Origin of the sequence: Ralstonia mannitolilytica, from assembly GCF_000954135.1 — a bacterium.
In the GTDB taxonomy this organism is placed as follows: Bacteria; Pseudomonadota; Gammaproteobacteria; order Burkholderiales; family Burkholderiaceae; genus Ralstonia; species Ralstonia mannitolilytica.
Genome location: NZ_CP010799.1, coordinates 3372696 through 3397030 on the forward strand (window position 1 = coordinate 3372696; position 24335 = coordinate 3397030).

The 24335-nt window shown below is 65.7% G+C and carries 26 protein-coding genes and 1 pseudogene; 20 read left to right on the top strand and 7 right to left on the bottom strand.

Annotated features, from left to right (window positions below; all coding sequences use genetic code 11):
* Nucleotides 1-13 precede the first annotated feature (13 nt).
* The 6 genes from TK49_RS15880 to TK49_RS15905 all read left to right on the top strand — a co-directional run bounded on the left by TK49_RS15880 (nucleotide 14) and on the right by TK49_RS15905 (nucleotide 4513).
* Nucleotides 14-445 carry an ExbD/TolR family protein gene (locus TK49_RS15880; RefSeq protein WP_045787568.1) on the top strand — a complete coding sequence of 144 codons (432 nt, stop codon included), beginning with the start codon at nucleotides 14-16 and terminating at the stop codon, nucleotides 443-445.
* Nucleotides 446-467: 22 nt separating this feature from the next.
* The gene (gene lpxK / locus TK49_RS15885) at nucleotides 468-1517 is read left to right on the top strand and encodes a tetraacyldisaccharide 4'-kinase (protein ID WP_045787569.1); all 1050 of its coding nucleotides are present in this window, start codon (nucleotides 468-470) and stop codon (nucleotides 1515-1517) included.
* A 69-nt stretch (nucleotides 1518-1586) separates the two neighbouring features.
* Nucleotides 1587-1775: a Trm112 family protein gene (locus TK49_RS15890; RefSeq protein WP_004631803.1), complete on the top strand. Its 189-nt coding sequence runs from the start codon at nucleotides 1587-1589 to the stop codon at nucleotides 1773-1775.
* Between the two features lie 16 nt (nucleotides 1776-1791).
* Nucleotides 1792-2598, top strand: a complete 807-nt coding sequence (gene kdsB, locus TK49_RS15895) for a 3-deoxy-manno-octulosonate cytidylyltransferase (protein WP_045787570.1) — start codon at nucleotides 1792-1794, stop codon at nucleotides 2596-2598.
* Between the two features lie 325 nt (nucleotides 2599-2923).
* Nucleotides 2924-3592, top strand: coding sequence for an adenylate kinase (gene adk / locus TK49_RS15900; RefSeq protein WP_045787571.1), 669 nt, complete (start codon nucleotides 2924-2926; stop codon nucleotides 3590-3592).
* 162 nt (nucleotides 3593-3754) lie between these two features.
* Nucleotides 3755-4513 carry a 3-hydroxyacyl-CoA dehydrogenase gene (locus tag TK49_RS15905; protein ID WP_045787572.1) on the top strand — a complete coding sequence of 253 codons (759 nt, stop codon included), beginning with the start codon at nucleotides 3755-3757 and terminating at the stop codon, nucleotides 4511-4513.
* A gap of 14 nt (nucleotides 4514-4527) precedes the next feature.
* Here TK49_RS15905 and TK49_RS15910 read toward each other — a convergent pair whose 3' ends face one another.
* Entirely contained in the window at nucleotides 4528-5421 is an 894-nt protein-coding gene (locus TK49_RS15910; RefSeq protein WP_045787573.1) for a LysR family transcriptional regulator, read from the bottom strand.
* A gap of 120 nt (nucleotides 5422-5541) precedes the next feature.
* Between TK49_RS15910 and TK49_RS15915 the strand changes: the two genes are divergently transcribed.
* Entirely contained in the window at nucleotides 5542-6561 is a 1020-nt protein-coding gene (locus TK49_RS15915) for a bile acid:sodium symporter family protein (protein ID WP_045787574.1), read from the top strand.
* A gap of 13 nt (nucleotides 6562-6574) precedes the next feature.
* On the opposite strand, the gene TK49_RS15920 is transcribed toward TK49_RS15915, so the two are convergent.
* From TK49_RS15920 to tsaE, 3 genes are read right to left on the bottom strand one after another with little or no spacing between them, the layout of a single operon-like run.
* Complete coding sequence (locus tag TK49_RS15920) at nucleotides 6575-7120, bottom strand: GNAT family N-acetyltransferase (protein ID WP_045787575.1); 546 nt, start codon at nucleotides 7118-7120, stop codon at nucleotides 6575-6577.
* Between the two features lie 3 nt (nucleotides 7121-7123).
* Complete coding sequence (locus tag TK49_RS15925) at nucleotides 7124-8644, bottom strand: N-acetylmuramoyl-L-alanine amidase (protein WP_045787576.1); 1521 nt, start codon at nucleotides 8642-8644, stop codon at nucleotides 7124-7126.
* Nucleotides 8638-9216 (bottom strand): tRNA (adenosine(37)-N6)-threonylcarbamoyltransferase complex ATPase subunit type 1 TsaE, encoded by a 579-nt coding sequence (gene tsaE, locus TK49_RS15930; protein WP_045787577.1) that lies wholly within the window; start codon nucleotides 9214-9216, stop codon nucleotides 8638-8640. Before tsaE ends, TK49_RS15925 begins: the two co-directional genes overlap by 7 nt.
* A gap of 16 nt (nucleotides 9217-9232) precedes the next feature.
* Between tsaE and queG the strand changes: the two genes are divergently transcribed.
* From queG to plsY, 7 genes are all read left to right on the top strand, one after another.
* The gene (gene queG / locus TK49_RS15935; RefSeq protein ID WP_045787578.1) at nucleotides 9233-10390 is read left to right on the top strand and encodes a tRNA epoxyqueuosine(34) reductase QueG; all 1158 of its coding nucleotides are present in this window, start codon (nucleotides 9233-9235) and stop codon (nucleotides 10388-10390) included.
* 252 nt (nucleotides 10391-10642) lie between these two features.
* Nucleotides 10643-11305 (top strand): chalcone isomerase family protein, encoded by a 663-nt coding sequence (locus TK49_RS15940; RefSeq protein ID WP_045787579.1) that lies wholly within the window; start codon nucleotides 10643-10645, stop codon nucleotides 11303-11305.
* Between the two features lie 105 nt (nucleotides 11306-11410).
* A complete protein-coding gene (locus TK49_RS15945; RefSeq protein WP_045787580.1) occupies nucleotides 11411-12388 on the top strand; it encodes a tripartite tricarboxylate transporter substrate binding protein BugE in 978 nt (325 codons plus the stop codon).
* Between the two features lie 58 nt (nucleotides 12389-12446).
* Nucleotides 12447-12923 (top strand): methylated-DNA--[protein]-cysteine S-methyltransferase, encoded by a 477-nt coding sequence (locus tag TK49_RS15950; RefSeq protein ID WP_045787581.1) that lies wholly within the window; start codon nucleotides 12447-12449, stop codon nucleotides 12921-12923.
* On the top strand, nucleotides 12920-13855 hold the full coding sequence (gene xerD / locus TK49_RS15955) for a site-specific tyrosine recombinase XerD (RefSeq protein WP_045787582.1): 936 nt from the start codon (nucleotides 12920-12922) through the stop codon (nucleotides 13853-13855). The genes TK49_RS15950 and xerD overlap by 4 nt, the downstream gene beginning before the upstream one ends.
* Before the next feature lie 20 nt (nucleotides 13856-13875).
* Nucleotides 13876-14367 carry a Cys-tRNA(Pro) deacylase gene (gene ybaK, locus TK49_RS15960; protein ID WP_045787583.1) on the top strand — a complete coding sequence of 164 codons (492 nt, stop codon included), beginning with the start codon at nucleotides 13876-13878 and terminating at the stop codon, nucleotides 14365-14367.
* A gap of 70 nt (nucleotides 14368-14437) precedes the next feature.
* Complete coding sequence (gene plsY, locus TK49_RS15965; protein WP_045787584.1) at nucleotides 14438-15061, top strand: glycerol-3-phosphate 1-O-acyltransferase PlsY; 624 nt, start codon at nucleotides 14438-14440, stop codon at nucleotides 15059-15061.
* A 70-nt stretch (nucleotides 15062-15131) separates the two neighbouring features.
* Here the strand turns inward: plsY and TK49_RS24990 are convergent, their stop codons facing one another.
* Nucleotides 15132-15386 (bottom strand): helix-turn-helix domain-containing protein, encoded by a 255-nt coding sequence (locus TK49_RS24990; protein WP_240479888.1) that lies wholly within the window; start codon nucleotides 15384-15386, stop codon nucleotides 15132-15134.
* Between the two features lie 337 nt (nucleotides 15387-15723).
* Here TK49_RS24990 and TK49_RS25170 point away from each other — a divergent pair.
* The 3 genes and pseudogenes from TK49_RS25170 to TK49_RS15980 form a co-directional block, all read left to right on the top strand.
* Nucleotides 15724-15949, top strand: a pseudogene (locus TK49_RS25170) (penicillin acylase family protein); the annotation flags it as partial.
* A 212-nt stretch (nucleotides 15950-16161) separates the two neighbouring features.
* Nucleotides 16162-16413 carry a hypothetical protein gene (locus TK49_RS15975; RefSeq protein ID WP_045787585.1) on the top strand — a complete coding sequence of 84 codons (252 nt, stop codon included), beginning with the start codon at nucleotides 16162-16164 and terminating at the stop codon, nucleotides 16411-16413.
* A 314-nt stretch (nucleotides 16414-16727) separates the two neighbouring features.
* The gene (locus TK49_RS15980) at nucleotides 16728-19313 is read left to right on the top strand and encodes a YadA-like family protein (protein WP_082062856.1); all 2586 of its coding nucleotides are present in this window, start codon (nucleotides 16728-16730) and stop codon (nucleotides 19311-19313) included.
* Nucleotides 19314-19406: 93 nt separating this feature from the next.
* Here the strand turns inward: TK49_RS15980 and TK49_RS15985 are convergent, their stop codons facing one another.
* Nucleotides 19407-19892: a YajQ family cyclic di-GMP-binding protein gene (locus tag TK49_RS15985; RefSeq protein WP_045202696.1), complete on the bottom strand. Its 486-nt coding sequence runs from the start codon at nucleotides 19890-19892 to the stop codon at nucleotides 19407-19409.
* A gap of 105 nt (nucleotides 19893-19997) precedes the next feature.
* On the opposite strand from TK49_RS15985, the gene murB reads away from it, so the two are divergent.
* The 3 genes from murB (at nucleotide 19998) to argG (ending at nucleotide 22978) form a co-directional block, all read left to right on the top strand.
* Nucleotides 19998-21026 (top strand): UDP-N-acetylmuramate dehydrogenase, encoded by a 1029-nt coding sequence (gene murB / locus TK49_RS15990; RefSeq protein ID WP_045787586.1) that lies wholly within the window; start codon nucleotides 19998-20000, stop codon nucleotides 21024-21026.
* 148 nt (nucleotides 21027-21174) lie between these two features.
* Nucleotides 21175-21492, top strand: a complete 318-nt coding sequence (gene ppnP / locus TK49_RS15995; protein WP_045787587.1) for a pyrimidine/purine nucleoside phosphorylase — start codon at nucleotides 21175-21177, stop codon at nucleotides 21490-21492.
* 148 nt (nucleotides 21493-21640) lie between these two features.
* On the top strand, nucleotides 21641-22978 hold the full coding sequence (argG, locus tag TK49_RS16000) for an argininosuccinate synthase (protein ID WP_045787588.1): 1338 nt from the start codon (nucleotides 21641-21643) through the stop codon (nucleotides 22976-22978).
* Nucleotides 22979-23060: 82 nt separating this feature from the next.
* On the opposite strand, the gene argF is transcribed toward argG, so the two are convergent.
* Entirely contained in the window at nucleotides 23061-23987 is a 927-nt protein-coding gene (gene argF / locus TK49_RS16005; RefSeq protein ID WP_045787589.1) for an ornithine carbamoyltransferase, read from the bottom strand.
* Nucleotides 23988-24335: the final 348 nt, after the last annotated feature.

Sequence of the window (24335 nt, forward strand, 5' to 3'; positions counted from 1 at the left end):
ACTGGAAACAGCCATGCGCTTCCGCCCGCGCCGCGCCCGCGAAGAGCCGGAGATCAACCTGATCCCGCTGATCGACGTGCTGCTCGTGATCCTCATCTTCCTGATGATCACGACCACGTATTCCCGCTACACCGAACTGAAGGTCAACCTGCCGACCGCCGAGGCCGAGAAGGCCACCGAGCGCCCCGGCCAGATCGTCGTGTCCGTCACCGCGAACGGCATCTACTCCGTCGACAAGCAGGTGCTCGACACGCGCGACGTCACCAGCCTGGCCGATGCGCTGCGCAGCGCCGCGGGCAGCGCCGGCGGCCGCGAGCCCATCGTCATCGTCAACGCCGATGCGCAGGCCGCGCACCAGGCGGTGGTCAATGTCATGGAAGCCGCGCGCGTGGCGGGCCTCTCGCACCTGACGTTTGCCACCCAGACCGGCAAGCCAGGCCGTTAAACAACCTCCCTTCCCGCACTGCATGCCCGTCGCCCAGCACCGCCTCGCCAGCTTCGTCACCCGCCAATGGCAGCAGCGCGGCTGGTTTGCGTGGACGATGTGGCCGCTGTCGTGGCTGTTTGGCGGCGTGAGCGCACTGCGCCGGCTGCTGTATCGCATGGGCTGGCTGCGTTCGGTGCGGCTGCCGATGCCGGTGGTCGTCATCGGCAACGTCACCGTGGGCGGCGCGGGCAAGACGCCCGCCGTGATTGCGCTGGCCTCCGCGCTGGCCGAAGCGGGCCTGCGCCCGGGCATCGTCTCGCGCGGCTACGGCGCGCAGCTCAAGCACCCGCGCCCGGTGCGCGAGCATTCGCGCGCGGAAGACGTGGGCGATGAACCGCTGCTGATCGCGCGCGCCACCGACTTGCCCGTGTGGGTCTTCCCCGACCGCGTGCTGTGCGCGCAGACGCTGCTGGCCTCGCACCCGGGCTGCAACGTGATCGTCTGCGACGACGGCCTGCAGCACTACCGCCTGCGCCGCGACATCGAGATCATCGTGTTCGACGCCCGCATGGGCGGCAACGGCTTCCTGCTGCCGGCCGGCCCGCTGCGCGAGCCGATGAGCCGCCGCCGCGACGCCACGCTCATCAACGACCCCAACTACCGCACCACACCCGACCGGCCCGGCATCTTCGGCATGCGGCTGGAGCTGCAGGACGCCTACAACCTCGTCGACGCGGCACTGCGCCGCCCGCTCGGTGAGTTTGCCCGCTTCGAAGGAGGGCAGCTGCTGGCCGCCGCCGGCATCGGCAACCCCGAGCGCTTCTTCGCCTCGCTGCGCGCCGCCGGCCTCAAGCCGAGCACCCTGCCGCTGCCCGACCACCACGATTTCGCCGACAACCCGTTCGCCGGCAGCCATGCCGAGGTGATCCTGATCACCGAAAAGGATGCCGTAAAATGCGGCCATCTCGACGACCCGCGCATCTGGGTGGTGCCGACCACGCCGGTGGTCGACCCGGCACTGGTCGAACAGGTCTGCCAGCGCGTACGCGCCCTGGCCGATCGCGCCACCGCCAAAGCCGGCGCACAATAACGCCACCCCATCCGCTGTACCGGCGCGCTGCCCCACCCTGGGGGCAGCCGCCACGGAGCCTCTACCGCCATGGACAATCGCCTGCTGGAAATCCTCGTCTGCCCGTTGTGCAAGGGCACGCTGCAACACGACCGCGCCAACAACGAACTGATCTGCCACGTCGACAAGCTCGCGTATCCGATCCGCGATGGCATCCCGGTCATGCTGGCCGACGAGGCGCGCCAGACCGTCGAAGGCACGCCGGTCGACCCGGCCTGATACGAAGGTTCCGCCCATGTCGCACGCGCCGTTCATCGCTGTCATTCCCGCGCGGCTGGCGTCCACGCGGCTGCCCAACAAACCGCTGGCCGACATCGACGGCAAACCGATGGTCGTGCGCGTGGCCGAACGTGCGCACCAGTCGTCCGCCGCACGCGTGGTGGTAGCGACCGACGCCGTCTCGGTGGCCGACGCCTGCATGCAGCACCACGTCGAAGCGGTGCTCACCCGTGCCGACCACGCCTCGGGCACCGACCGCCTCGCTGAAGTCGCCACCGTGCTCGCGCTGCCCGACGACGCCATCGTCGTCAACGTGCAAGGCGACGAACCGCTGATCGCCCCGACGCTGATCGACAACGTGGCCGCCCACCTGCGCGACCACCCGGACTGCGCCATCGCAACCGCCGCGCACCCGATCCACGACCCCGCCGACGTGTTCAACCCCAACGTCGTCAAGGTCGTGCTCGATGCGGCGGACCGCGCATTGCTGTTCTCGCGTGCGCCGCTGCCCTGGGCGCGCGACACCTGGACGCCCGCCGTGATGGCGCGTTCGGTGGCGGAGCGCCCGCTGCCGTCGATGCCCGTGCTGCGCCACATCGGCATCTACGCGTATCGTGCCGGCTTCCTGCGGCGCTTTCCGCAATTGGCCGCCGCGCCCATCGAGCAGACGGAGCAGCTCGAGCAATTGCGCGCGATGTGGCACGGCGAGCGCATCGCCGTGCTCACCACCGACGACGCTCCGGCGGCCGGCGTCGACACGCCCGACGATCTCGCGCGCGCGCGTGCAGCGTGGAGCGCCCTGTTGTCGCAGGACGGCCCCTGAGCACGCGTTTTGTCGCAAGTTTGCGGCCCCGGGCGCCAAAACCCCGGCGCCGCCATGGCATAATCGCGAGGACGACAAGCCGCATGCGCAGGCCCACGCAAGGCCGCGCGGCGGCAACAGGGAGACAAGTCGAGTCATCGGTGCCGCCGTCCGGCGGATGCCACTACCCCCGTGTCCCGGTAAGGCTGGCGTCAACTTCGCCCGCTAGGCTGCCTGTTTGCGTCGCCAAGGCGTTTTGGGAATCGGCCCGCCGGACCGATCCCCAACGCGCTTCACCGCTGCTCGATAGCGCGACAAGATTCGAAAACTTGAGGAACTCGTCACCATGCGGTTGATTCTGTTGGGCGCGCCCGGCGCCGGCAAAGGTACGCAAGCCAAATTCATCTGCGAGAAATTCGGCATTCCGCAGATCTCCACCGGCGACATGCTGCGCGCCGCCGTCAAGGCCGGCACCCCGCTGGGTATCGAGGCCAAGAAGGTGATGGATGCGGGCGGCCTGGTGTCGGACGACATCATCATCGGCCTGGTGAAAGACCGCCTGCAGCAGCCCGACTGCAAGAACGGCTACCTGTTCGACGGCTTCCCGCGCACCATCCCGCAGGCCGAAGCCATGAAGGAAGCCGGTGTGCCGATCGACTACGTGCTGGAAATCGACGTGCCGTTCGCAGACATCATCGAGCGCATGAGCGGCCGCCGCGTGCACGTGGCCTCGGGCCGCACGTACCACGTCAAGTACAACCCGCCCAAGACCGAAGGGGTGGACGACGAAACCGGCGAGCCGCTGATCCAGCGCGACGACGACAAGGAAGAGACGGTGCGCAAGCGCCTGGACGTGTATGAAAACCAGACGCGTCCGCTGGTGGATTACTACTCGCAGTGGGCTGCAAACGGCAACGGCGCCGCCAAGGTCGCACCGCCGAAGTACCGCAAGATCAGCGGCGTGGGCAGTGTCGACGAGATCACGGCCCGCGTGTTCGGTGCCCTGCGGGACTGAGCAGCACCGGCCATCCGCCAAAAGAGAAAGCAGAAAGCGCCTCGACTATGAGGCGCTTTTTTTTTGCCCGATCGCAGGCCGCTTCGCGCTACCATATGGCGCTGCAATTTACGTGAACGTAAACGTCAAGTAACTCACCGACCACAATCAAGGAGACACGACATGGAGATTCGCGACCAGGTATTCATCGTCACCGGGGGCGCGTCGGGGCTGGGTGCCGGCACGGCGCGCGCGCTGGCCGAGTCTGGCGGCAAGGTGGTGATTGCCGACCTGAACGAGGCCGCCGGCAACACCCTGGCGCAGGAACTCGGCGGGCGCTTCGTGCGCTGCGATGTCGCGTCGGAAGCGGATGGCCAGGCCGTGGTGGAGGCCGCCACGTCGCTGGGCACGCTGCGCGGCCTGGTGAACTGCGCAGGCATCGCCACCGCCTCGCGCACAGTGGGCAAGACGGGGCCGCATCCTCTGGACCAGTTCACACGCGTCATCAACATCAACCTGATCGGCACGTTCAACATGATCCGGCTCGCTGCGACGGCCATGGCGGGCAATGCGCCCAACGCCGGCGGCGAGCGCGGCGTGATCATCAACACGGCCTCGGTGGCGGCGTTCGATGGACAGATCGGGCAGGCGGCCTATGCGGCGTCCAAGGGCGGCGTGGTGGCGATGACGCTCGCGATTGCGCGCGACCTGTCGCGTGACGGCATCCGCGTGATGACGATTGCGCCGGGCATCTTCGAGACGCCGATGCTGCTGGGCATGCCGCAGGACGTGCAGGACGCGCTGGGCAAGATGGTGCCGTTCCCGCCGCGCCTGGGCAAACCCGCCGAATATGCGCAGCTTGCCCGCGCGATCATCGAGAACCCGATGCTTAACGGCGAGACCATCCGCCTGGATGGCGCCATCCGCATGCAGCCGAAGTAAGCGCCGCGCGGCGATCAGGCGGTCGGCAGCGCCATGCGGCGGATCATCTGCCACGCTGCCTCGGCCGCCGGCGAGAGCGACCGGTCCTGCCGCCGCGCCAGCACAATGGCGCGCGTTTCCTTGGGCGTGAGCGGCACCGCCACCAGCGCCGACGACGACGGCAGCGGCAACGACAGTGACGGCACCACGCCCGCGCCGATGCCCGCTTCCACCATGCCGAACACCGCACTGCTGTGGCCCATCTCCTGCGCCACGTCAGGCTGCACGCCGTGGCGCAGGAAGATGCGATCGATCAGCGGGCGGCTGCCCGACGCGTGGTCGAGCAGCACGACGGCGGTGCGGTGCAGGTCCTTCCAGCGCACGCTGCTGCGCTCGGCAAACGGGTGATCCTTGCGGCAGACGAGGCAGAACGGGTCGGTGAGCAGCGGCTCGGTCCACAGGCCCTCGGTATCGAGCGGCTCCACCACCACGCCAAAGTCCGCGCCGCCGGTGCGGATCAACTGCAACGTGTCGACCTGCACGGAGTCCCGCACGATCATGCGGATGTCGGGGTAGCGGGCCGCGCACTCGGCCACGTACACGGGCATCAGCCGCGTCGACACCGTCGGGCTCGATGCCACGACCACGCGACCACGCCGTTGCTCACTGACCTGGCGCGCCTGATGCAGCGTGTCGTCCAGATCGGCGATGAGGCGGTCAAGCGCCGTCGCCAGCGAACGCCCGACCTCGGTCAGCACCACTTCACGCGTGGTGCGGTCGAGCAGCTTCAGGCCCAACTCCCCTTCCAGCTCCGAGATCGACCGGCTCACCGCGGGCTGCGTCAGGCCGATCGTGTCGCCCGCGCGACTGAAGCTGTGCGCACGCGCCACGGCCAGGAAGACGCGCAACTGGCGCAGGGTCACATTCATGCTGGCCCCGTATGAATTGATTCGATCAATGCATTTGTATTCTAGATAGGCCTGTAGTGCAATAACGGTTTCCCTGCAACTTCCCCGGGGCGCCATCACGTCGTGGTATGGCGCACGCACATGAAGATTCCGCTGTTATCTCGCATCGACGGGTTCATCCAGGCCATGCTCGTCATGGTGCTGCTGGCGCTGTTCTTCCCCGCGTTGGGCGCCAGCGATGGCCCGCTGCACCTCGACGTCGTCACCATCGTCGGCGTGTCGCTGGTGTTCTTTCTGCACGGCGCGGCGCTCTCGCGCGAGAAGATCATCGAAGGCGCGCGCAACTGGCGCCTGCATCTGTTCGTGCAGACCTGCACGTTCATCCTGTTCCCGCTGATCGGCGCGGTCATCCTGTTCGCGTGCAAGCCGTTCATTCCGGCCGAGCTGCTGCTGGGTGTGTTCTACCTGTGCGCGCTGCCGTCCACGGTGTCGTCGTCCGTGGCGATGACGGCGATGGCCAAGGGGAACGTGCCAGCCGCGATCTTCAACGCGACCATCTCGGGCCTGATCGGCATGATTGCCACGCCGCTGCTGATGAGCTTCGTCATCCACGCGTCGGGCGCCGAACTGTCGGTGGGCAAGGCGCTGCTGGGCGTGGCCGAGCAACTGCTGCTGCCATTCGTGCTCGGACAGCTGCTGCGCCCCGTGATCGGCGGGCTGATCACGAAGTACAAGGCGATCATCAACAAGGTCGACCGCGTGGTGATCCTGCTGATCGTGTTCAACTCGTTTGCCGATTCGACGCACGCGGGCGTGTGGTCGAAGTACCCGTGGGAGACCATCGTGGCCGTGGCCATCATGAGTGGCGCACTGCTGTTCGTGGTGCTGGCGGCGACGACATGGCTGTCGCGGCGTGCCGGTTTCGGGCTCGCTGACGAGATCACCGCCGTGTTCTGCGGCTCCAAGAAAAGCCTGGCCAACGGCATCCCGATGGCGAAAATCCTGTTTGCGGGCAATGCCGCGCTCGGGCTCATCGTGTTGCCGACCATGATCTACCACCAGTTGCAGCTGATCGTGTGCTCCGCCCTGGCGCGCAGGTATGCCGACCGCGTCGCGCACGCCGAAGCCCAGGCGAGCGCCCCGGCCAGCCGGCCGGCCTGACGGTCCTTTCCGCTCAGGCCAACGCCGTCAGACCGGCGAGCTGCGATTCCGGCCAGTGGTAGGTGCGCACCCAGGCGTGGCCGCCGTCAGCGGTCTCCAGCCGATCGCGGCTGACCGGCACACCGCCCAGGGTTTCGTAGAAGCCGATGGCCGCGGTGTTGGCCTCGTACACCAGCAGATGAAGTTGGCTCACGCACTGGGCCATCGCCCAACGCGCCGCCTCGCCCATCAGGCGCTTGCCGACGCCGTGGCCGCGTGAGGCCGGCAGCAGGTGCAGGTTGTCGACAAGCACACCCCACGGCGTGCCGTCTTCGCGCAGTGCGCACAGAAAGCCGATGACCTGGCCGTCCAGCTCGGCGCACCACACGCGCTGTCCGGCCGTGGGTGCGGCCATGCGCTCGCGCCATTTCGCCTGTATGTCGGTCGCTGCGCGGCCATCGAGATACGCGTCGGACAGAATGCCCAGACCGCGATACGCGCTTTGCCAGCTGCGTGTATGGATGTCGGCGATGATGTCGGCGTCAGCCATAACACTCTCGCGCAGCACGACCGTCGTCATGCGTCAGACACCGGGGTTGCGCGACAGCGGCGGGTTCTTCGCAAAGTACGAGCGAATGCCGCGCAGGATCGCTTCGGCCAGCTGGTTCTGGTGGTTCGGATCGTTGAGCTTGGCCTCTTCCTCGGGGTTCGAGATGAAGGCCGTCTCCACCAGGATCGACGGAATGTCGGGCGCCTTGAGCACCGCAAACCCGGCCTGCTCGACCTGCCCCTTGTGCAGCCGGTTGATACCGCCGATCTGCTGCAGCACCGCGCGGCCGACCTTCATGCTGTCGGCGATCTGCGCGGTGGTCGACAGGTCCAGCAGCACGCGCGTGACTTGCGCGTCTTTCGAGCCGAGGTTGGCACCGCCGATCATGTCGGCCGCGTTCTCCTTGTTGGCGAGCCACTTTGCCTGCGCGCTCGACGCCCCGCGATCGGACAGCACGAACACCGACGCCCCACGCGCTTCCGGTGACAGGAACGCGTCGGCGTGAATCGAGACGAACAGGTCGGCCTGCACGCGGCGGGCCTTCTGCACGCGCACGCCCAGCGGCACGAAGTAGTCGGAATCGCGCGTCATCATGGCGCGCATGTTGGGCTGCGCGTCGATCTTGGCCTTGAGCAGCCGGGCTATCGACAGCACCACGTCTTTCTCGTGCGTGCCGGCGCCGCCGGTGGCGCCGGGGTCTTCACCGCCGTGGCCGGGGTCGATGGCCACGGTCAGCAGCCGGCGCATGCGCGGCCCGTTCGATGGGCTGTGCGATACCGGCGGCTCGGGCACGACGTCCAGCGGCGGCGTATTCGGCGCATTGGCAAGCGTCGATGGCGGATTCGCCGACGCGGCAGGCGGCGTCTTGCGCGGCGGCGTGCGGTTGGCCAGCGCCGGGCGGGAGTCTTCGAGCGGCGGCTTGGTCGGGCCACTGCTGCTGTCGCGGCGAGCCAGCGCGGCGATCGGATCGTCGTCGTCCGACGGTTCGGGCATTGGGGTGCCGCCCGATGCGGCAAAGCGCTCCTGCTTGGCTTCGGTGGCCTGCACCAGCTGCATCAGCGGGTCGGGCGGATTGGTCGGATACAGATCGAAGACGAGCCGGTTGCGGTATCCGGCAATCGGCAGCAGCGTGAAGACCTGCGGGTTGACGCTTTCCTTCAGGTCAAACACGAGGCGCACTACGCTCGGGCGGTTCTGGCCCACCCGCACCTGGCGGATATATGGATCGTTCGGCGTGATCTTCGCCACCAGTTCTCGCAGCGTCGGGCTCAGATCGAGCCCGTCGATGTCCACCATCAGCCGGTCCGGATCCTTGATGAGCTGGTGCGTGGCCTTGAGCGCGACGTCAGACTCGATGGTCACGCGCGTGTAGTCTTCGGCCGGCCACACGCGCACTGCGACGATGTTCGCGCCGCGCGCGATCTGCGTGCCGGCCAGGCTCAGGATGATGGTGCCGGCGCCGGCCTTGGCCATGCGCGCGAGCCATTGGCGGCGGGCCTGGCTGGGCAGGTGCGGATCATCCGGTTGATCGGTCGGCAGATGCTTGATCAGCATGGAAGCAACATGGAAAGCGACTGGAGGAGTTGAAGACCGGTCTGCGTGCGCGCGGTGAGGCGCGCCAGACGCGGTGCATGCTCAACGCCGTCGTCATAGGTTTCGTGCACAACATCGACCGACAACATGACATGCAGGTCCGGTGTGCCGAGCAGCGCCTGCGCCTTCTCCGGCCACTCGACCAGGCACAGCGCGGGTTCGGCAAAGCAATCGCGAAAGCCTGCGTCGGTCCATTCTTCCGGATCGGCAAAGCGGTACAGGTCGAAGTGATAGACCTTCTGCGTGCCGGAGGTTCCGGCCACCTCGTACGGCTCGACCAGCGTATAGGTGGGGCTGCGCACGCGCCCGGTATGCCCGAGGCCGCGCAGGATGGCGCGCGACAGCGTGGTCTTGCCCGCTCCCAGATCGCCCGAGAGCTGCACCTGCACGGGCCGGGGGCCCAGCGCCAGCACGGCCTGCGCGAGCGCCGCGCCAAACGCCGAGGTGGCCGCCTCGTCAGCGAGCGAAAGCGCCCGCTCGGCAGGCAGGGCGGTCGATCCGGAGGGCGAGTCGGCGGGAAGCTCGGTGGGCATTGCGTACAATTTAGGCATGTCCGCCACCCCCACGTCTTCACTCCAAACCAACCTGGATGCGCGCCTGCCGGCCAACGAAGCCGACATGCACGCGCTGGTGGCGCAGATCCGTTCCTGGGGCGCCGAACTCGGTTTCGATGCGATCCGCATTGCGAGCATCGACCTGTCGCACGCTGAAGAAGGGCTCCAGACGTGGCTTGCGCAGGGGTTTCACGGTGACATGGATTATATGGCGAACCATGGCATGCTCCGCGCACGCCCCGCCGAACTTGTTGCCGGAACGGTACGCGCCATCGTCGCGCGGATGCCGTATCTGCCACATCCGACGCGCGAGCGCGCGCCGGCCGAGGACTGGCGCACCATCGAATGGGACCGCCTGCGCCGCCCGCAGGACGCCACCATTTCGCTGTACGCACGCGGCCGCGACTATCACAAGGTCTTGCGCCAGCGTCTGCAAAGGCTTGCGGAAAAGATCGCCGCCGCCGTCGGGCCGTACGGCTTTCGCGTGTTCACCGATTCGGCACCGGTGCTGGAGGTGGCGCTTGCCAGCAACGGCGGCCTGGGCTGGCGCGGCAAACATACGCTGCTGCTCGACCGCGATGCGGGCTCGATGTTCTTCCTCGGCGAGATCCTGATCGACCTGCCGCTGCCCGAAGACCCGCCCGTGGAGCCGCACTGCGGCAACTGCACGCGCTGCATCGACGTGTGTCCCACGCAGGCCATCGTCGCGCCGTACGTGGTGGACGCGCGCCGCTGCATCTCGTACCTGACGATCGAGCACAAGGGCAGCATTCCCGTCGAGCTGCGTGCGGCGATGGGCAACCACGTCTATGGCTGCGACGACTGCCAGCTCATCTGCCCATGGAACAAGTTTGCCGTGCCGGCCAATGTGCCCGACTTTGACGTGCGCAACGGCCTGGACGCCGCCACGCTGGCCGGGCTGTTCGCCTGGACGGAAGCGGAGTTCAACCAGCGGCTGGAAGGCAGTCCGATCCGCCGCATCGGGCACGAGCGCTGGCTGCGCAATATCGCCGTGGCGATCGGCAATGCGTTGCGCGAGCGGCTGTCCGACGACACGCGCGCGCAGCTCTCCGCTGCCCTGCATGCACGCGCCGACGACCCATCGGCACTGGTGCGCGAACACGTCGCCTGGGCGCTCGCGCAGACGACGTGAGCCCTCGCTCGGCTGGCAAGATCCGCCACTTCAGGCCCGCATGTCCTTAATCGATTTGCAAATGGCGCGTTTTAAAAACGTCAGAAACACGCTGCGCCGTGCATATACCAGGCAAGGAATGTCGCCATAACACGGCAGCCAGCCGGGCCTTATACCGCCTCGCAGCAAACGCTTGCGCATCAGGGCAGATACCGATTGTTTGGAAATAAAACGTCGGGAAAATGACGGCTCAATCCCAGGCCGCCCATTCCGATGTTCTCCGCTCCTGTCGACCTCCGTCGCGCACTGCGCATGACCGTGCGTGTCCGCTCGTCCGTCCGCCTGCATGTCGTGCGACGTGCGTGGCGCAACGGCGTGGCGGCGGTCGTGCTCTGCGTCGCGGGTGCCGTGCCGGCATGGGCTACCGTGAACGTGGAAGGCGTGCCGTTCGACGAGGCCGCGCGCGTGGCGGGGCGCGAACTGCTGCTCAACGGCACGGGCCTGCGCTCGGTGTTCGTGATCAAGGGCTACGTGGCCGGGCTGTACCTGCCCGAGCGCGCAAAGAACGCCGCGGTGATCCTCGGCATGAAAGGGCCGAAGCGGCTGCAGATTCACCCGCTGCGCGATGTGGGCGCCGAGACGTTCATCCGCGCGCTGAACGACGGCATCCACCGCAACCAGACCGAGATCCAGATGCAGCGGCTGGCCGATCGCCTGACCCAGCTCGAAGACACCATGCGCCAGATCGGCGCCACCAAGCGCGGCGACACCATCAACTTTGACTACATGCCCGACGCCGGCACCACCATCACGGTCAACGGCGTGGCCCGCAGCAGGCCGATCCCGGGCGAAGACCTGTACCAGGCCGTGCTGCGCATCTTCATCGGCGACAACCCCGTCGACCGCGACCTGAAAAACGGGCTGCTCGGCAGCTGACGATCGGCTTTCCGGGCGCCCCGCACTGTCACCCGATTCTTGGTTGCCGTTGTGTTATTCAGCAGTTTCCAAAGAACAGCACAGAAAACCACAAGGAGGATGACAATGATGAAGGGACGCCTGACTGCCGGTCTGATCGCCGCCGTTGGAACGCTGCTGTGCGGGCCGACGATGGCCGACAACTATCCGGCCAAGCCGCTGAAGCTGATCATTCCGTTCCCGCCCGGCGGCACGACCGACATCGTGGGGCGCGGCGTAGCCGACCAGCTCGCCAAGGTGCTCGGCCAGCCGGTGGTGGTCGAGAACAAGGGCGGCGGCGGCGGTTCGATCGGCGCCGACGCCATTGCCAAATCGGCGCCCGACGGCTACACCATCGGCATCGCCACCGTCTCGACGCATGCCGTGAACCCGGCATGCAACCCGAAGCTCTCGTACGACCCGCTCAAGGATTTCAAGCCGATCACGAACCTGGCGACCGTCGCCAACGTGATTGCCGTCAACCCGACGTTTCCGGCCAAAAACTACAAGGAGTTCGTGGCCGTGCTCACCGCCAACCCGGGCAAGTATTCGTTCGCGACATCGGGCACCTGCGGCATCGGCCACATGCTCGGTGAAGAATTCAAGGTGCTGACCAAGACACAGATGGTGCACGTGCCGTATCGCGGCGCCGGTCCGGCACTGAACGATGTGCTGGCCAACCAGGTGCCGATCATGGTCGACAACCTGCCCTCGTCGATGCAGTTCATCAAGGGCGGCAAGCTGCGCCCGATCGTGGTGGCGTGGAACAAGCGCATCGAGAGCCTGCCCGATGTGCCCACCTTTGCCGAAGTCGGCCTGAAGGATGCGAACGACCCGGCGTGGTACGGCCTCGTCGCGCCGGCCGGCACGCCGGACGACATCATCCGCAAGCTCAACGAGGCATCGGTCAAGGCGCTGAAGGATCCGGGCCTGGTCGACCGCTTCCGCGGCGCCGGGGCGGAGCCCGTCGGCAACAGCCCGCAGCAATATTCGGCCGAGATCAAGCGCGAGTTCGACAAGATGCGTGCGCTGGTCAAGCAGCAGAACATCAAGCTGGACCAGTAATCCGGCCGCGGGGCCTGTGCTAGATTCGCAGGATCGTTGTCTTGCACCGGCCCCCGTCATGCCCTCCCCCTTCGATGCCGTTCTCGCCGCGCCCTTCGGCAAGCTGGGCGTGCGCGTGGCCGGCGGCGCGTTGCGTGAACTCGTCTACCTGCCGGAGCGCACGCCGACCCTCGATTCCGGCGACGCGCTGATCCGCAAGCTGGCGCGCCAGCTCGACGCGTATTACGGCGACCCCGGCGCCACGTTCGACATCCCGCTTGTGCCCGCCGGCACCGGCTTCCAGCACCGCGTCTGGAACGCCATCCGCGCCATCCCGTGCGGCAGCGTCATCACCTACGGGACCATCGCCCGGCAGATCGGCAGCGTGCCGCGTGCAGTGGGCCAGGCGTGCGGCGACAACGGGTTCCCGATCGTCATCCCGTGCCACCGCGTGGTCAGCGCGTCGGGCATCGGCGGCTTCTCGCACCACACGGATGGCTACCTGCTCGACATCAAGCACTGGCTGCTGCGCCACGAAGGCGTGATGCTGATATGAGAAACGCTGCATTGAAGGACGCCGGCGCCCCGGCGTTACCCCCGCAAAGCGCCGATGCCATCCAGCGTTTCTGCGATGCGCTCTGGCTCGAAGACGGCCTCGCGCGCAACACGCTCGATGCATACCGGCGCGACCTGACGCTGTACGCGCAGTGGCTCGCCGAGCGCAGCAAATCGATCGCCGAGACCGAAGACGGCGACCTGGCCGATTACTTTGCCGCACGCCATGCCGAGAGCCGCGCATCGTCCGCCAACCGGCGCCGCACGGTGTTCAAGCGTTTCTTTCAATGGGCGTTGCGCGAGCATGTGGTGAGCACCGATCCGTCGCGCTTGCTGCCCACCGCCAAGCAGCCGCCGCGCTTCCCGAAGACGCTGTCCGAAGCGCAGGTCGAGGCCCTCATCAACGCGCCGGATGTCGATACGCCGCTCGGCCTGCGCGACCGCGCGATGATCGAACTGATGTATGCGAGCGGGCTGCGCGTGTCGGAAATCGTCGCGCTGAAAACGGTGGAAGTCGGCCTGAATGAAGGCGTGGTGCGCGTGGTTGGCGGCAAGGGCGGCAAGGACCGCCTCGTACCGTTCGGCGCGGAAGCGGGCGACTGGCTGCGGCGTTATCTGCGCGATGGCCGCACGGCGCTGCTCGGCGAGCGCACCGCTGACGCGCTGTTCGTCACCGCGCGCGGCGAAGGCATGACGCGCCAGGCGTTCTGGTATCTCATCAAGCGCTATGCGCTGCTGGCCGACATTCACGCGCCGCTGTCGCCGCACACATTGCGGCACGCGTTTGCCACGCACCTGCTCAATCACGGCGCAGACTTGCGCGTGGTGCAGATGCTGCTAGGCCACGCAGACATTTCCACCACGCAGATCTACACCCACGTCGCGCGGGAGCGTTTGCGCACACTGCATGCGCAGCACCATCCGCGCGGATAGCGATCGTTCCCCTGCCCCGTATGAGCAAGTCCAAGCACGTTTCCGAGACCCCCGCCACGCAGTTCCTCAAGGCACATCGCGTCGCTTTTACCGAGCACACCTACGACTATGTCGACAAGGGCGGCACGACCGAGTCTTCGCGCCAGCTTGGCGTCGATGAACACCACGTCGTCAAGACGCTGGTGATGGAAGACGAGCATGCCAAGCCGCTGATCGTGCTGATGCACGGGGATTGCTCGGTCTCCACCAAGAACCTCGCGCGCCAGACCGGGCGCAAGAACGTACAGCCCTGCAAGCCCGAGGTGGCACAGCGGCACAGCGGTTACCTGGTGGGCGGCACGTCGCCGTTTGGCGTGCGCAAGGCGATGCCGGTGTATGTGGAGGCGAGCGTGCTGGAGCTGGAGCGCATCTACATCAACGGCGGCAGGCGCGGCTTTCTTGTCAGCATCGCGCCCAGCGTGCTGACCACCGTGCTGAATGCGCAGCCCGTCAACTGTGCAAACCCCGATTGAAACGAACGCGGCGGCTGGGGCACCCTACGCGGCGCGCTACAATCCCGCAGCCTGATTTCACCGATTTCCTATGTCCCCAGTCGTCGCAACTGTCATTTTTGCCGTGGCCGCCTACCTGATCGGCTCGATCTCGTTTGCCGTGGTGGTGAGTCGCGCGATGGGTCTGGCAGACCCGCGCACCTACGGCTCGGGCAACCCCGGCGCCACCAACGTGCTGCGCTCGGGCAACAAGAAGGCGGCCATCCTCACGCTGCTCGGCGATGCGGCCAAGGGCTGGCTGGCGGTGTGGCTGGCGCAATGGCTGGCCGCGCGCTTTGGCGTGGACGAAACCGGCATCGCCCTGGTGGTGATCGCCGTGTTCCTGGGTCACCTGTTTCCGGTGTTCCACCGCTTTGAGGGCGGCAAGGGCGTGGCTACGGCGGCAGGCATTCTGCTCGCGCTGAACGTGTGGCTCGGGCTGGCCACACTGGCCACGTGGCTCATCATCGCCGTGTTCTTCCGTTATTCATCGTTGGCGGCGCTGGTGTCAGCGGTGTTCGCGCCGTTCTTCTACGTACTGATGAACGGCTTCGACTGGATTGCCGGGGCGGTCGCGTTGATGGCGGTACTGCTCATCGCGCGCCACCGCGCCAATATCGCCAAGCTGCTCGCCGGCAAGGAAAGCCGCATCGGCGAGAAGAAAAAAGCGGCCTAATTCCGCAGCTCGGCGCGCACCGAATGCGCGCGCCGATGTTCTCCGGGCGGCCGCCCCGTGTGCCGCCGGATCAACCGCCGAAAGGCAGACATGTCCTGATAGCCGCACTGCTGGCAATCGCCGTCAGGCTCAGCGTGCTGACTTCGAGCAGGTGACACGCGCGCGCCACGCGCAACCGGTGCAGCAATTGCAGCGGCGACGTCCCCACTGTTTTCGCGAAATGCCGCAGCAGCGTCCGCTCGCGGGTTGAGGCCGCGGCCGCAAGTTCTTCCAGATCAAACGGTTCGCGCAGATGCTGCTGCAGGTATCGCCGCGCCCGCAGCACGACGCTGTCGCGGATGGCCGGTTTGCTGCGCAGCCAGATGCCGATGGCCTCGCCGCACGAGGGTGATCGAGTACCGCATTGCCCACGGTGCGGGCAAGCCGCGCATCCGCCAATCGCGCGACCAACCGGTGCGCGAGCGCCACGCCGTGCTCCATCGCCCGTGCGGTGATGACGTTGCCACTGGTGACAATCGCCTGTGCGGGCACCACCTTCAGGCTGGGGACATTGCCCTGCACCCACCCGGCAATCAGCCACATGACGGTCAGGCGCTGGCCGGGCGGCAGCACGTCGGCCAACATCGCCACCCCCGTGAAGGGCGATGCCACGCGGCGGCCTGCCGAAGGGCTTGCAGGTGTATTTCGGCACGAGCTACATCCAGCCGGTTACGTTCGACGATCAGGGCCGGTGGCGGATGCGCTTCTTACCTACGGTGAATCGACCGCCCCGCCTCGCCGCATGCGTTCGACCAGATGCGCGAGCTTTCGGCCAAGCGCTGAGACCGGCTGCCGTTCTCGGAAGCCGCCATCGCCGCCGATCCGGCACTGAAGGTGACCAAGCTCGCAGTAGTGCAGCGCCTGCGTCGCGGCCGTGCGATGCAGCGGCGCGTCCCTTTGCCGCGCATCCGGACGATTCCGCCTGCTTAAGCCACTCTTGCCAGTGGTTCACAGAAGGCACCGTGCATTTCCCGTATCACCCGAGCTGGCCCGCGTTCGTCGCGGGCCGTTTCTTTTGGTGCATTCTGCGCACAACAACCTATCGAGACAGACACCCAGCCATGGCCACTCGCATTGTCATGCCAGGCAAGGTCAACCCGATGATCCCGGAAGTGGTCAACGAGATCGCCTATAAGGTGATCAGCAACGACGTCACCATCACCCTTGCCGCGAGGCCGGGCAGCGCCAGCTCAGTGCGGTCACACCTTCGCGCCCAACTGGCGGCCTTCGACACCCTACGAACCCGCCTGCCCCGGGTCGAACGCCTGTTGAAAAGATGCGCAGCTTGCAGCTTGCGCTGGGCAGCGATCTGATGCTCGCATCGCTGGAGGGCTATGCCTTGCTCTAGGTCTCGGGCCAGGGTGAAGCGTTGGATTCGGCACGCAAAGCGTTGTCGGCACGCCTTACCGGCCGCGCGGCCAAGAAGCGGAATAACGCTGTACGGCGCTTGCAAGACCCCCGCCCGGTGCGGGGGTTTAGTGTTTTTGACGCCGCGCAATTGGCGCTACGGTGCGGTTTTCTGGTTTGTGGACGCATTTCCTTTAAGACTTTTCTTATTCAGGAAACACCCCTCCATCCTTATGCTGAATCCGTCACCAATGATCAATTCACGGGAAGGACGAGGATCATGAACAAGACCTATCGCACTGTTTTCAACACCGCCACCGGAACGTATGTCGCCGCTTCGGAACTGGCCCGTGGCCGCAAGAAGGGCGAGACTGCCCTGGCGCTGGTGGCTGCCGCCATGCTGTCGATCTCGGGCACTGCGTTAGCGGCTGACGCCGATGACGAAGACGAGACCGACGAGGACAAGCCGGTGGTGAGCACCTTAGCGCCGCGTTCGATTGGTACGAACAGCATGATTGGAATCAGGGTCGCAAACGAATGGGGGGCCGCAGCAGGAACCTCGGATGTCGCTATTGGCGAAGCATCGAAGACGACGGATTATTCGGCCGGGCAGGTTGCAGGTGCCATCGCTATTGGACGCGACACCAGTGCCACGGATCGTCCTACGGGAACTACGAGCGGATTGGTAGGAATTCCGGGCCTGGCCAACACCTCGATCGCTATGGGGCGAAGGTCTGCGGCCGACTATGGAAGCGTGGCGCTGGGGCCCGATGCTCAAGCAAACAACGCGGCTTCCGTTGCCCTGGGCAACGGCTCCGTTACGGATCGCGACCTGTCGGTCTCTGTTGGTAATGCCGGCCTCGGCATGACGCGCCAGATCACCAATGTGGCCGCCGGCACGAAAGACAATGACGCCGTCAACTTCGGCCAAATGAATGCGGCGCTGGCAACCAAGGTAGACAACACGCTCGTCAAGATCGGCGGTGCCGCCGCGGCAACGGTCAGCGGCCGCTCAACGAACATTGCCATTGGCGCCGGTTCTGAATCGACGGGCGCCGCGGGCAACAGCGGCACAGTCGCCATTGGCGAATTGGCCAAAGCCAACGGCGATGCAAGCTCCATTGCCATCGGCGCAGCCACCGTAGCGTCCGGGCAGAGCGCCGTTGCCATGGGACTTCGTTCCGAGGCGACCAACTCAAACTCGCTGGCGCTCGGGTACCAGGCATCGGCTACGGCCAATAGCGCCGTCGCCCTGGGTGCAGATTCGGTGGCGGATGTGGCCAACACCGTGTCGGTGGGTAACGCCACCACCAAGCGCAAGATCGTCAACATGGCTGCCGGCACGGTCTCGTCCACCAGCAAGGATGCCATCAACGGCGGCCAGCTGTATGGCGTGGCCGACAGCGTGGCTTCGGCCATGGGCGGCGGTGCGAGCGTCAATGCGGACGGTTCGATCGAGGCTCCGAGCTTCACCGTGGGTGATGGCAAGGGCGGCACGACCACGGTCAACAACGTGGGCGCTGTGGTGACGAACCTGAATGGCCGTGTGACGAGCAATGAAACCAGCATCACCGATCTGCAGAAGGCCGTGGGCTCGGGCACGGTGGGCCTGGTGCAGCAAGCCGCTGGGGGCGGCAAGCTGACGGTCGGTAAGGACGCCGATGGCACGGAGGTGGATTTCACCGGCAAGGGCGGCGCCGGCCGCAAGCTCACGGGCCTGGCCAACGGCACCGTGGCGCCGGGCAGCAAGGACGCAGTGACGGGCGATCAGCTGAACACAACCAACAGCAACGTGAGTGCCCTGAGCACGCGCGTGACGGCCAGCGAGACGAACATCACCGATCTGCAAACGAAGATCGGCTCGGGCTCGATCGGCCTGGTGCAGCAGGATGCGACCACCCACGCCATCAACGTGGCGGCTGCCGCGGGTGGTACGTCGGTGAACTTTGCCGGCACGGATGGCGTGCGCGTGCTCAGCGGCGTGGGCGCGGGCGTGGCCAACACCGATGCGGTGAGCGTCGGACAGTTGAAGTCAGTGATCGGCTACAACATGGTTGACCCGCTCGACCCGCTGATGGCGACGCGCTATGACAGCGCGGACATGAAGTCCGTTACGTTTGGCGGCGACCCGCTGTTCGGTACGGTGCTGCACAACGTGGGCATGGGCGCCATTACGCCAGACAGCAAGGACGCCGTGAACGGCAGCCAGTTGTTCGCCACCAACGAGAAGATCGCTGCGTTGGATGGCCGCGTGTCGGGTCTGGAGTCCGTCGTGGGTTCGGGCAGCGGCACGGGTGGTGGCTCGGATGCGCAGGGCACGGGCGGCCCCGGTTCGACCGTCGTTGGTGCGGGCTCCGTGGCCTCGGGCGACAACAGCACGGCTGTCGGCGCGGGTGCCATCGCAACGGGTAAGAACAGCACGGCAATGGGTCAGGGGTCCACGGCAACGGGCAACAACTCGGTGGCCATCGGTGCCGGTTCGATGGCCACGCGTGACAACGAGGTGTCGTTCGGCTCGGCAGGCAATGAGCGCGTTCTCGGCAACGTAGCCGAAGGCGTGCGCGATACCGATGCCGTGAACAAGGGTCAGATGGATCGTGCGATTGGCGGCGTGCAAAACCAGATTGCCGACGTGTCGCGCACGGCCTACGCCGGTATCGCTGCAGCCACCGCGCTGTCGATGATTCCAGGCGTGGACCCGGGCAAGACCCTGTCGCTGGGCATCGGCACGGCCAACTACCAAGGCTACCAGGCCGTGGCGCTGGGCGGCGAGGCGCGCATCAACGCCAACATCAAGGTGAAGGCTGGCGTGGGCATGTCCAGCGCCGCCACTACCGTGGGCGCGGGTGCGTCGTACCAGTGGTAAGCCGCCCCTAGCCTCCACGCAGTCCAAAGCAAAACGCCCCGTATGGCATGTGCGGGGCGTTTTTGCTTGGTTTGGTTGAAGTCGGCGAGCCGGTCAGTCGCGGAAGTTGTTGAAATCCAGCGGGGTGTCGCTCACTTCCTTGCGCAGCATGGCAATCACGCTTTGCAGGTCGTCTCGCTTGGCGCCGGTCACGCGCACCGCGTCGCCCTGGATGCTCGCCTGCACCTTGATCTTGCTGTCCTTGATCGTCTTGACGATCTTCTTGGCCAGGTCGCCCGAGACGCCCTTCTTGATCTTGACGACCTGCTTCATCTTGTCGCCGCCGATCTTTTGCTTGTCCTGGTAGTCCAGGAAGCGCACGTCGACGTTGCGCTTGGCAAGCTTGTTCATCAGCACGTCGTTGACCTGACCGATCTTGAAATCGTCGTCGGCAAACAGCGTGAGTTCCTGCTCCTTGTGCTCGACGCGGGAGTCGGAGCCCTTGAAGTCGAATCGCGTCGAAATTTCTTTGTTGGCCTGTTCCACGGCGTTCTTCACTTCCACCATGTTGGCTTCGCATACCACGTCAAACGACGGCATCGTGTTCTCCTTGCAGACTTGAATCGGGTTGCTGCGGCGCCTGTGTGCGGGGGCCGCGTGCGCCATGGCTTCTATAATCTCGGCTTTCCCAGCAGATTTGGCGCCATGGCGTTGCTCGACACGCATTATCCCCTAGGCCAGCACAACACGTTCCGTTTCGAGGCCACTGCGCGCTATGCCGCCCACGTTCGCACGCCGGACGACATTCCCGCCGCGCTGGCCGACCCGCGCGTGCAGGGCTTGCCGGTGCTGGTGCTGGGCGGTGGCAGCAATGTCGTGCTCACACGCGATTTCGAAGGCCTGGTGCTGCTGATGGAGATTCCGGGCATCGCCACCGGCCGAAGCATGGTCGATGGCCGCGCAGTCCACACCGTCACCGCAGGCGCCGGCGAATCGTGGCATGGCCTGGTCGCCCACACGGTGGCGCATGGCTTGCCTGGGCTGGAAAACCTCGCGCTGATTCCCGGCACGGTGGGCGCCGCGCCCATCCAGAACATTGGCGCATACGGTGTCGAGATCAAGGACCGGTTCCATTCCCTGCGCGCCTACGACCGCCACGCCGGCGAATTCGTCACCCTCACCGCCACCGATTGCGCCTTCGGCTATCGCGACAGTCTGTTCAAGCGTGCCGGCGCCGATCGCTACGTCATCACCGAGGTCACCTTCGCCCTGCCGGTCGATTGGCAGCCCGACACGCATTACGCCGAACTCGCGCGCGAGCTGTCCGCGCAAAACATCGCCAGCCCCACGGCGCAGGACATCTTCGATGCGGTGGTCGCCATCCGCCGCCGGAAGCTGCCCGACCCAGCCGAGGTCGGCAACGCCGGCAGCTTCTTCAAGAACCCCATCGTCGAGGCCGCCACGCGCGATGCCCTCGCCGAGCGTTTCCCGAATCTGGTCGGATATGTGCAGCCCGACGGCACGTACAAGCTCGCCGCCGGCTGGTTGATCGATCAGTGCGGCTTCAAGGGCCGGCAGAGCGGCGCGGTGGGTGTATACGAAAAACAGGCGCTGGTGCTGGTGCACCGAGGCGGCGGCAGCGCGGTCCAGCTGATGACGCTGGCGCGCGAGATCCAGGACGCGGTTCATGCGCGCTTTGGCGTGCGCATCGAACCTGAACCCGTCGTGGTGTAAACAGGCGGGCGGATGGGCGCGCTGGGCATCTTGCGCCACATGCCCCGTGCCTGGATTCGGGCAGCCTCCGCCTGACGTACCCGCGGTCGATCCAATGGCCTAAAATGGCTGGTTTGACCCCACGACCTCCCTTTTCGCGTTCCATTTCATGACCACCGAAACCTTTGACGGCGTCCGCCTGACCACCAAGGCCAATGTGTACTTTGACGGAAAGTGCGTCAGCCACAGCTTTACCCTGCCCGACGGCACCAGGAAGTCCGTGGGCGTGGTGCTGCCGGCCACGCTGACCTTCAGCACGGCCGCCGCCGAGATCATGGAATGCGTGGGCGGTTCGTGCGAATACAAGCTCGACGGCACCGATGAATGGAAGACGTCCGGCGCAGGCGAAAGCTTCCAGGTTCCGGCCAACTCGAAGTTCGACATTCGAGTGACCGAGGCCTACCACTACATCTGCCACTACGCCTGAACCTGTCCAGGATCCTACTGCGCGGCTCGATCTTGACCTTGTGATGCTCGCCGTACCCGTGTACGGCTGCGCTTCTCAGGCCAACCTCGAACCGCTCGCTACGGATTCTGAACAGGTTCAAAGAACTGAAAGACTGAAGAGACACACCATGGAAACCATCCTGCAACACGTTCCCGTCGGCCAGAAGGTCGGCATTGCCTTCTCGGGCGGTCTCGATACCAGCGCAGCGCTGCGCTGGATGAAGAACAAGGGCGCGCTGCCCTATGCCTACACCGCCAATCTCGGCCAGCCCGACGAGGAAGACTACGATGCCATCCCGCGCAAGGCGATGGAGTACGGTGCAGAGAAGGCCCGCCTGATCGACTGCCGCCCGCAGCTGGCCAATGAAGGGATTGCCGCTATCCAGTCCGGCGCGTTCCACATCAGCACTGGCGGCATCACGTACTTCAACACCACGCCGCTGGGCCGCGCCGTGACCGGCACCATGCTCGTCGCGGCCATGAAGGAAGACGACGTCAACATCTGGGGCGACGGCTCGACCTTCAAGGGCAACGACATCGAGCGCTTCTACCGCTACGGCCTGCTGACGAACCCGGCGCTGAAGATCTACAAGCCGTGGCTAGACCAGGCCTTCATCGACGAGTTGGGCGGCCGCGCCGAAATGTCGGCCTTCATGACGAAGGAAGGTTTCGGCTACAAGATGAGCGCCGAAAAGGCCTACTCGACGGACAGCAACATGCTGGGGGCCACGCACGAGGCCAAGGATCTGGAGCACCTGAACAGCGGCATCCGCATCGTCAACCCGATCATGGGCGTGGCGTTCTGGAAGCCGGAAGTCGAGGTCAAGGCCGAAGAAGTGTCGGTCACGTTCGACGAAGGCCGCCCGGTCGCCGTCAACGGCCGCGAGATTGCCGACCCGGTGGAGATGTTCCTCGAGCTGAACCGCATCGGCGGCCGTCACGGCCTGGGCATGAGCGACCAGATCGAGAACCGCATCATCGAAGCCAAGAGCCGCGGCATCTACGAAGCCCCGGGCATGGCGCTGCTGCACATCGCCTACGAGCGCCTGGTGACCGGCATCCACAACGAAGACACCATCGAGCAGTACCGCATCAACGGCCTGCGCCTGGGCCGTCTGCTGTACCAGGGCCGCTGGTTCGACCCGCAAGCGATCATGCTGCGCGAAACCGCCCAGCGCTGGGTGGCCCGCGCCGTGACCGGCACCGTCACGCTGGAACTGCGCCGCGGCAACGACTACTCGATCCTGAACACCGAGTCGCCCAACCTGACCTACGCGCCGGAGCGTCTGTCGATGGAGAAGGTGGAAGACGCGCCGTTCAGCCCGGCTGACCGTATCGGCCAGCTGACCATGCGCAACCTCGACCTGATGGACACGCGCGACAAGCTGGCCATCTACGCGAAGGCCGGCCTGCTGTCGCTCGGCACCAGCAACGCACTGCCGCAGCTTGGCGGCGACAAGAAGTAACCGACCGTCGCCTCAAAGCAAAAGGCCGCTCCGAAGTGCATCGGAGCGGCCTTTTTTTCATGGCCTCGGCTGCAGGCAGCTTTCAGTACCGGCCGCAGAGCAGGTATTCCATCAGCGCCTTCTGCACGTGCAGACGGTTTTCCGCCTCGTCCCACACGACGCTCTGCTTGCCGTCGATGACCGCCGCTTCGACTTCCTCGCCGCGGTGCGCAGGCAGGCAGTGCATGAACAGCGCATCCGGCTGCGCACGCTGCATCATCGCCTCGGTCACCATCCAGTCGCCAAAGGCCTTCTTGCGCGCTTCGTTCTCGGCTTCGTAGCCCATGCTGGTCCACACGTCGGTGGTCACGAGATGGGCGCCCTCGCAGGCCTCGAGCGGGTTTTCGAACACATGCACGAACGGCAGGCTGGAATCCGCCACCATGGCCGGGTCAAGCTGATAGCCCTTCGGCGCGGAAAAGTGGAACCGGAAGCCGAGGATCTCAGCCGCCTGGATCCACGTGTACGCCATGTTGTTGGCATCACCCACCCAGGTGACCGTCTTGCCCTTGATGGGGCCGCGGTGCTCGATGAAGGTGAAGATGTCGGCCAGCACCTGGCACGGGTGGTATTCGTTGGTCAGCCCGTTGATGACCGGCACGCGCGAATGCGCGGCAAAGCGTTCGATGATCTCCTGCCCGAAGGTGCGGATCATGATGATGTCGGTCATGCGCGAGATGACCTGCGCCGCGTCTTCGATCGGCTCCCCGCGCCCCAGTTGAGAGTCGCGCGTGTTGAGGAAGACCGCGTGGCCGCCGAGCTGGTGAATGCCCGCTTCGAACGACAGGCGCGTACGCGTGGAATTCTTCTCGAAGATCATGGCCAGCGTGCGGTCGTGCAGCGGGTGCCACGTCTCGTAGTTCTTGAACTTGGCCTTGAGGATCGCGGAACGGTCCAGCAGGTACTCGTACTCTTCCAGCGAAAAGTCCTTGAACTGCAGGTAGTGCTTGATCGAGCTTGGTGGGTTCATAAAACAACGAAGGCGGCCCGCAGATGGCGCACCGGAAACCTTCCTGGCACACCGCCCTAGCCGCCTTGTCTTGGTGAAGATTCGGTCCATCATACGGGATCACTGCCCGTTTGGCGAGCTTCACGCCGGACAGCCGCGCGCCTCGCGCGTGCGCCGGTGAAAGGCCGATGAAAGTCTTATATAAGATATAATACTGGCTACCCCGGAAGTCCTGCTCCGCTGCAATCCCGCGCAATAGAACGGGCCTGCATGTTCATCAAGCGGCAACCGGGCAAGCGCATCATCCGCACCACAAGTGCACCCGTTCGAACGTTGCGGCACACGCGCGGTCGAAGTCGTTTGCAAATC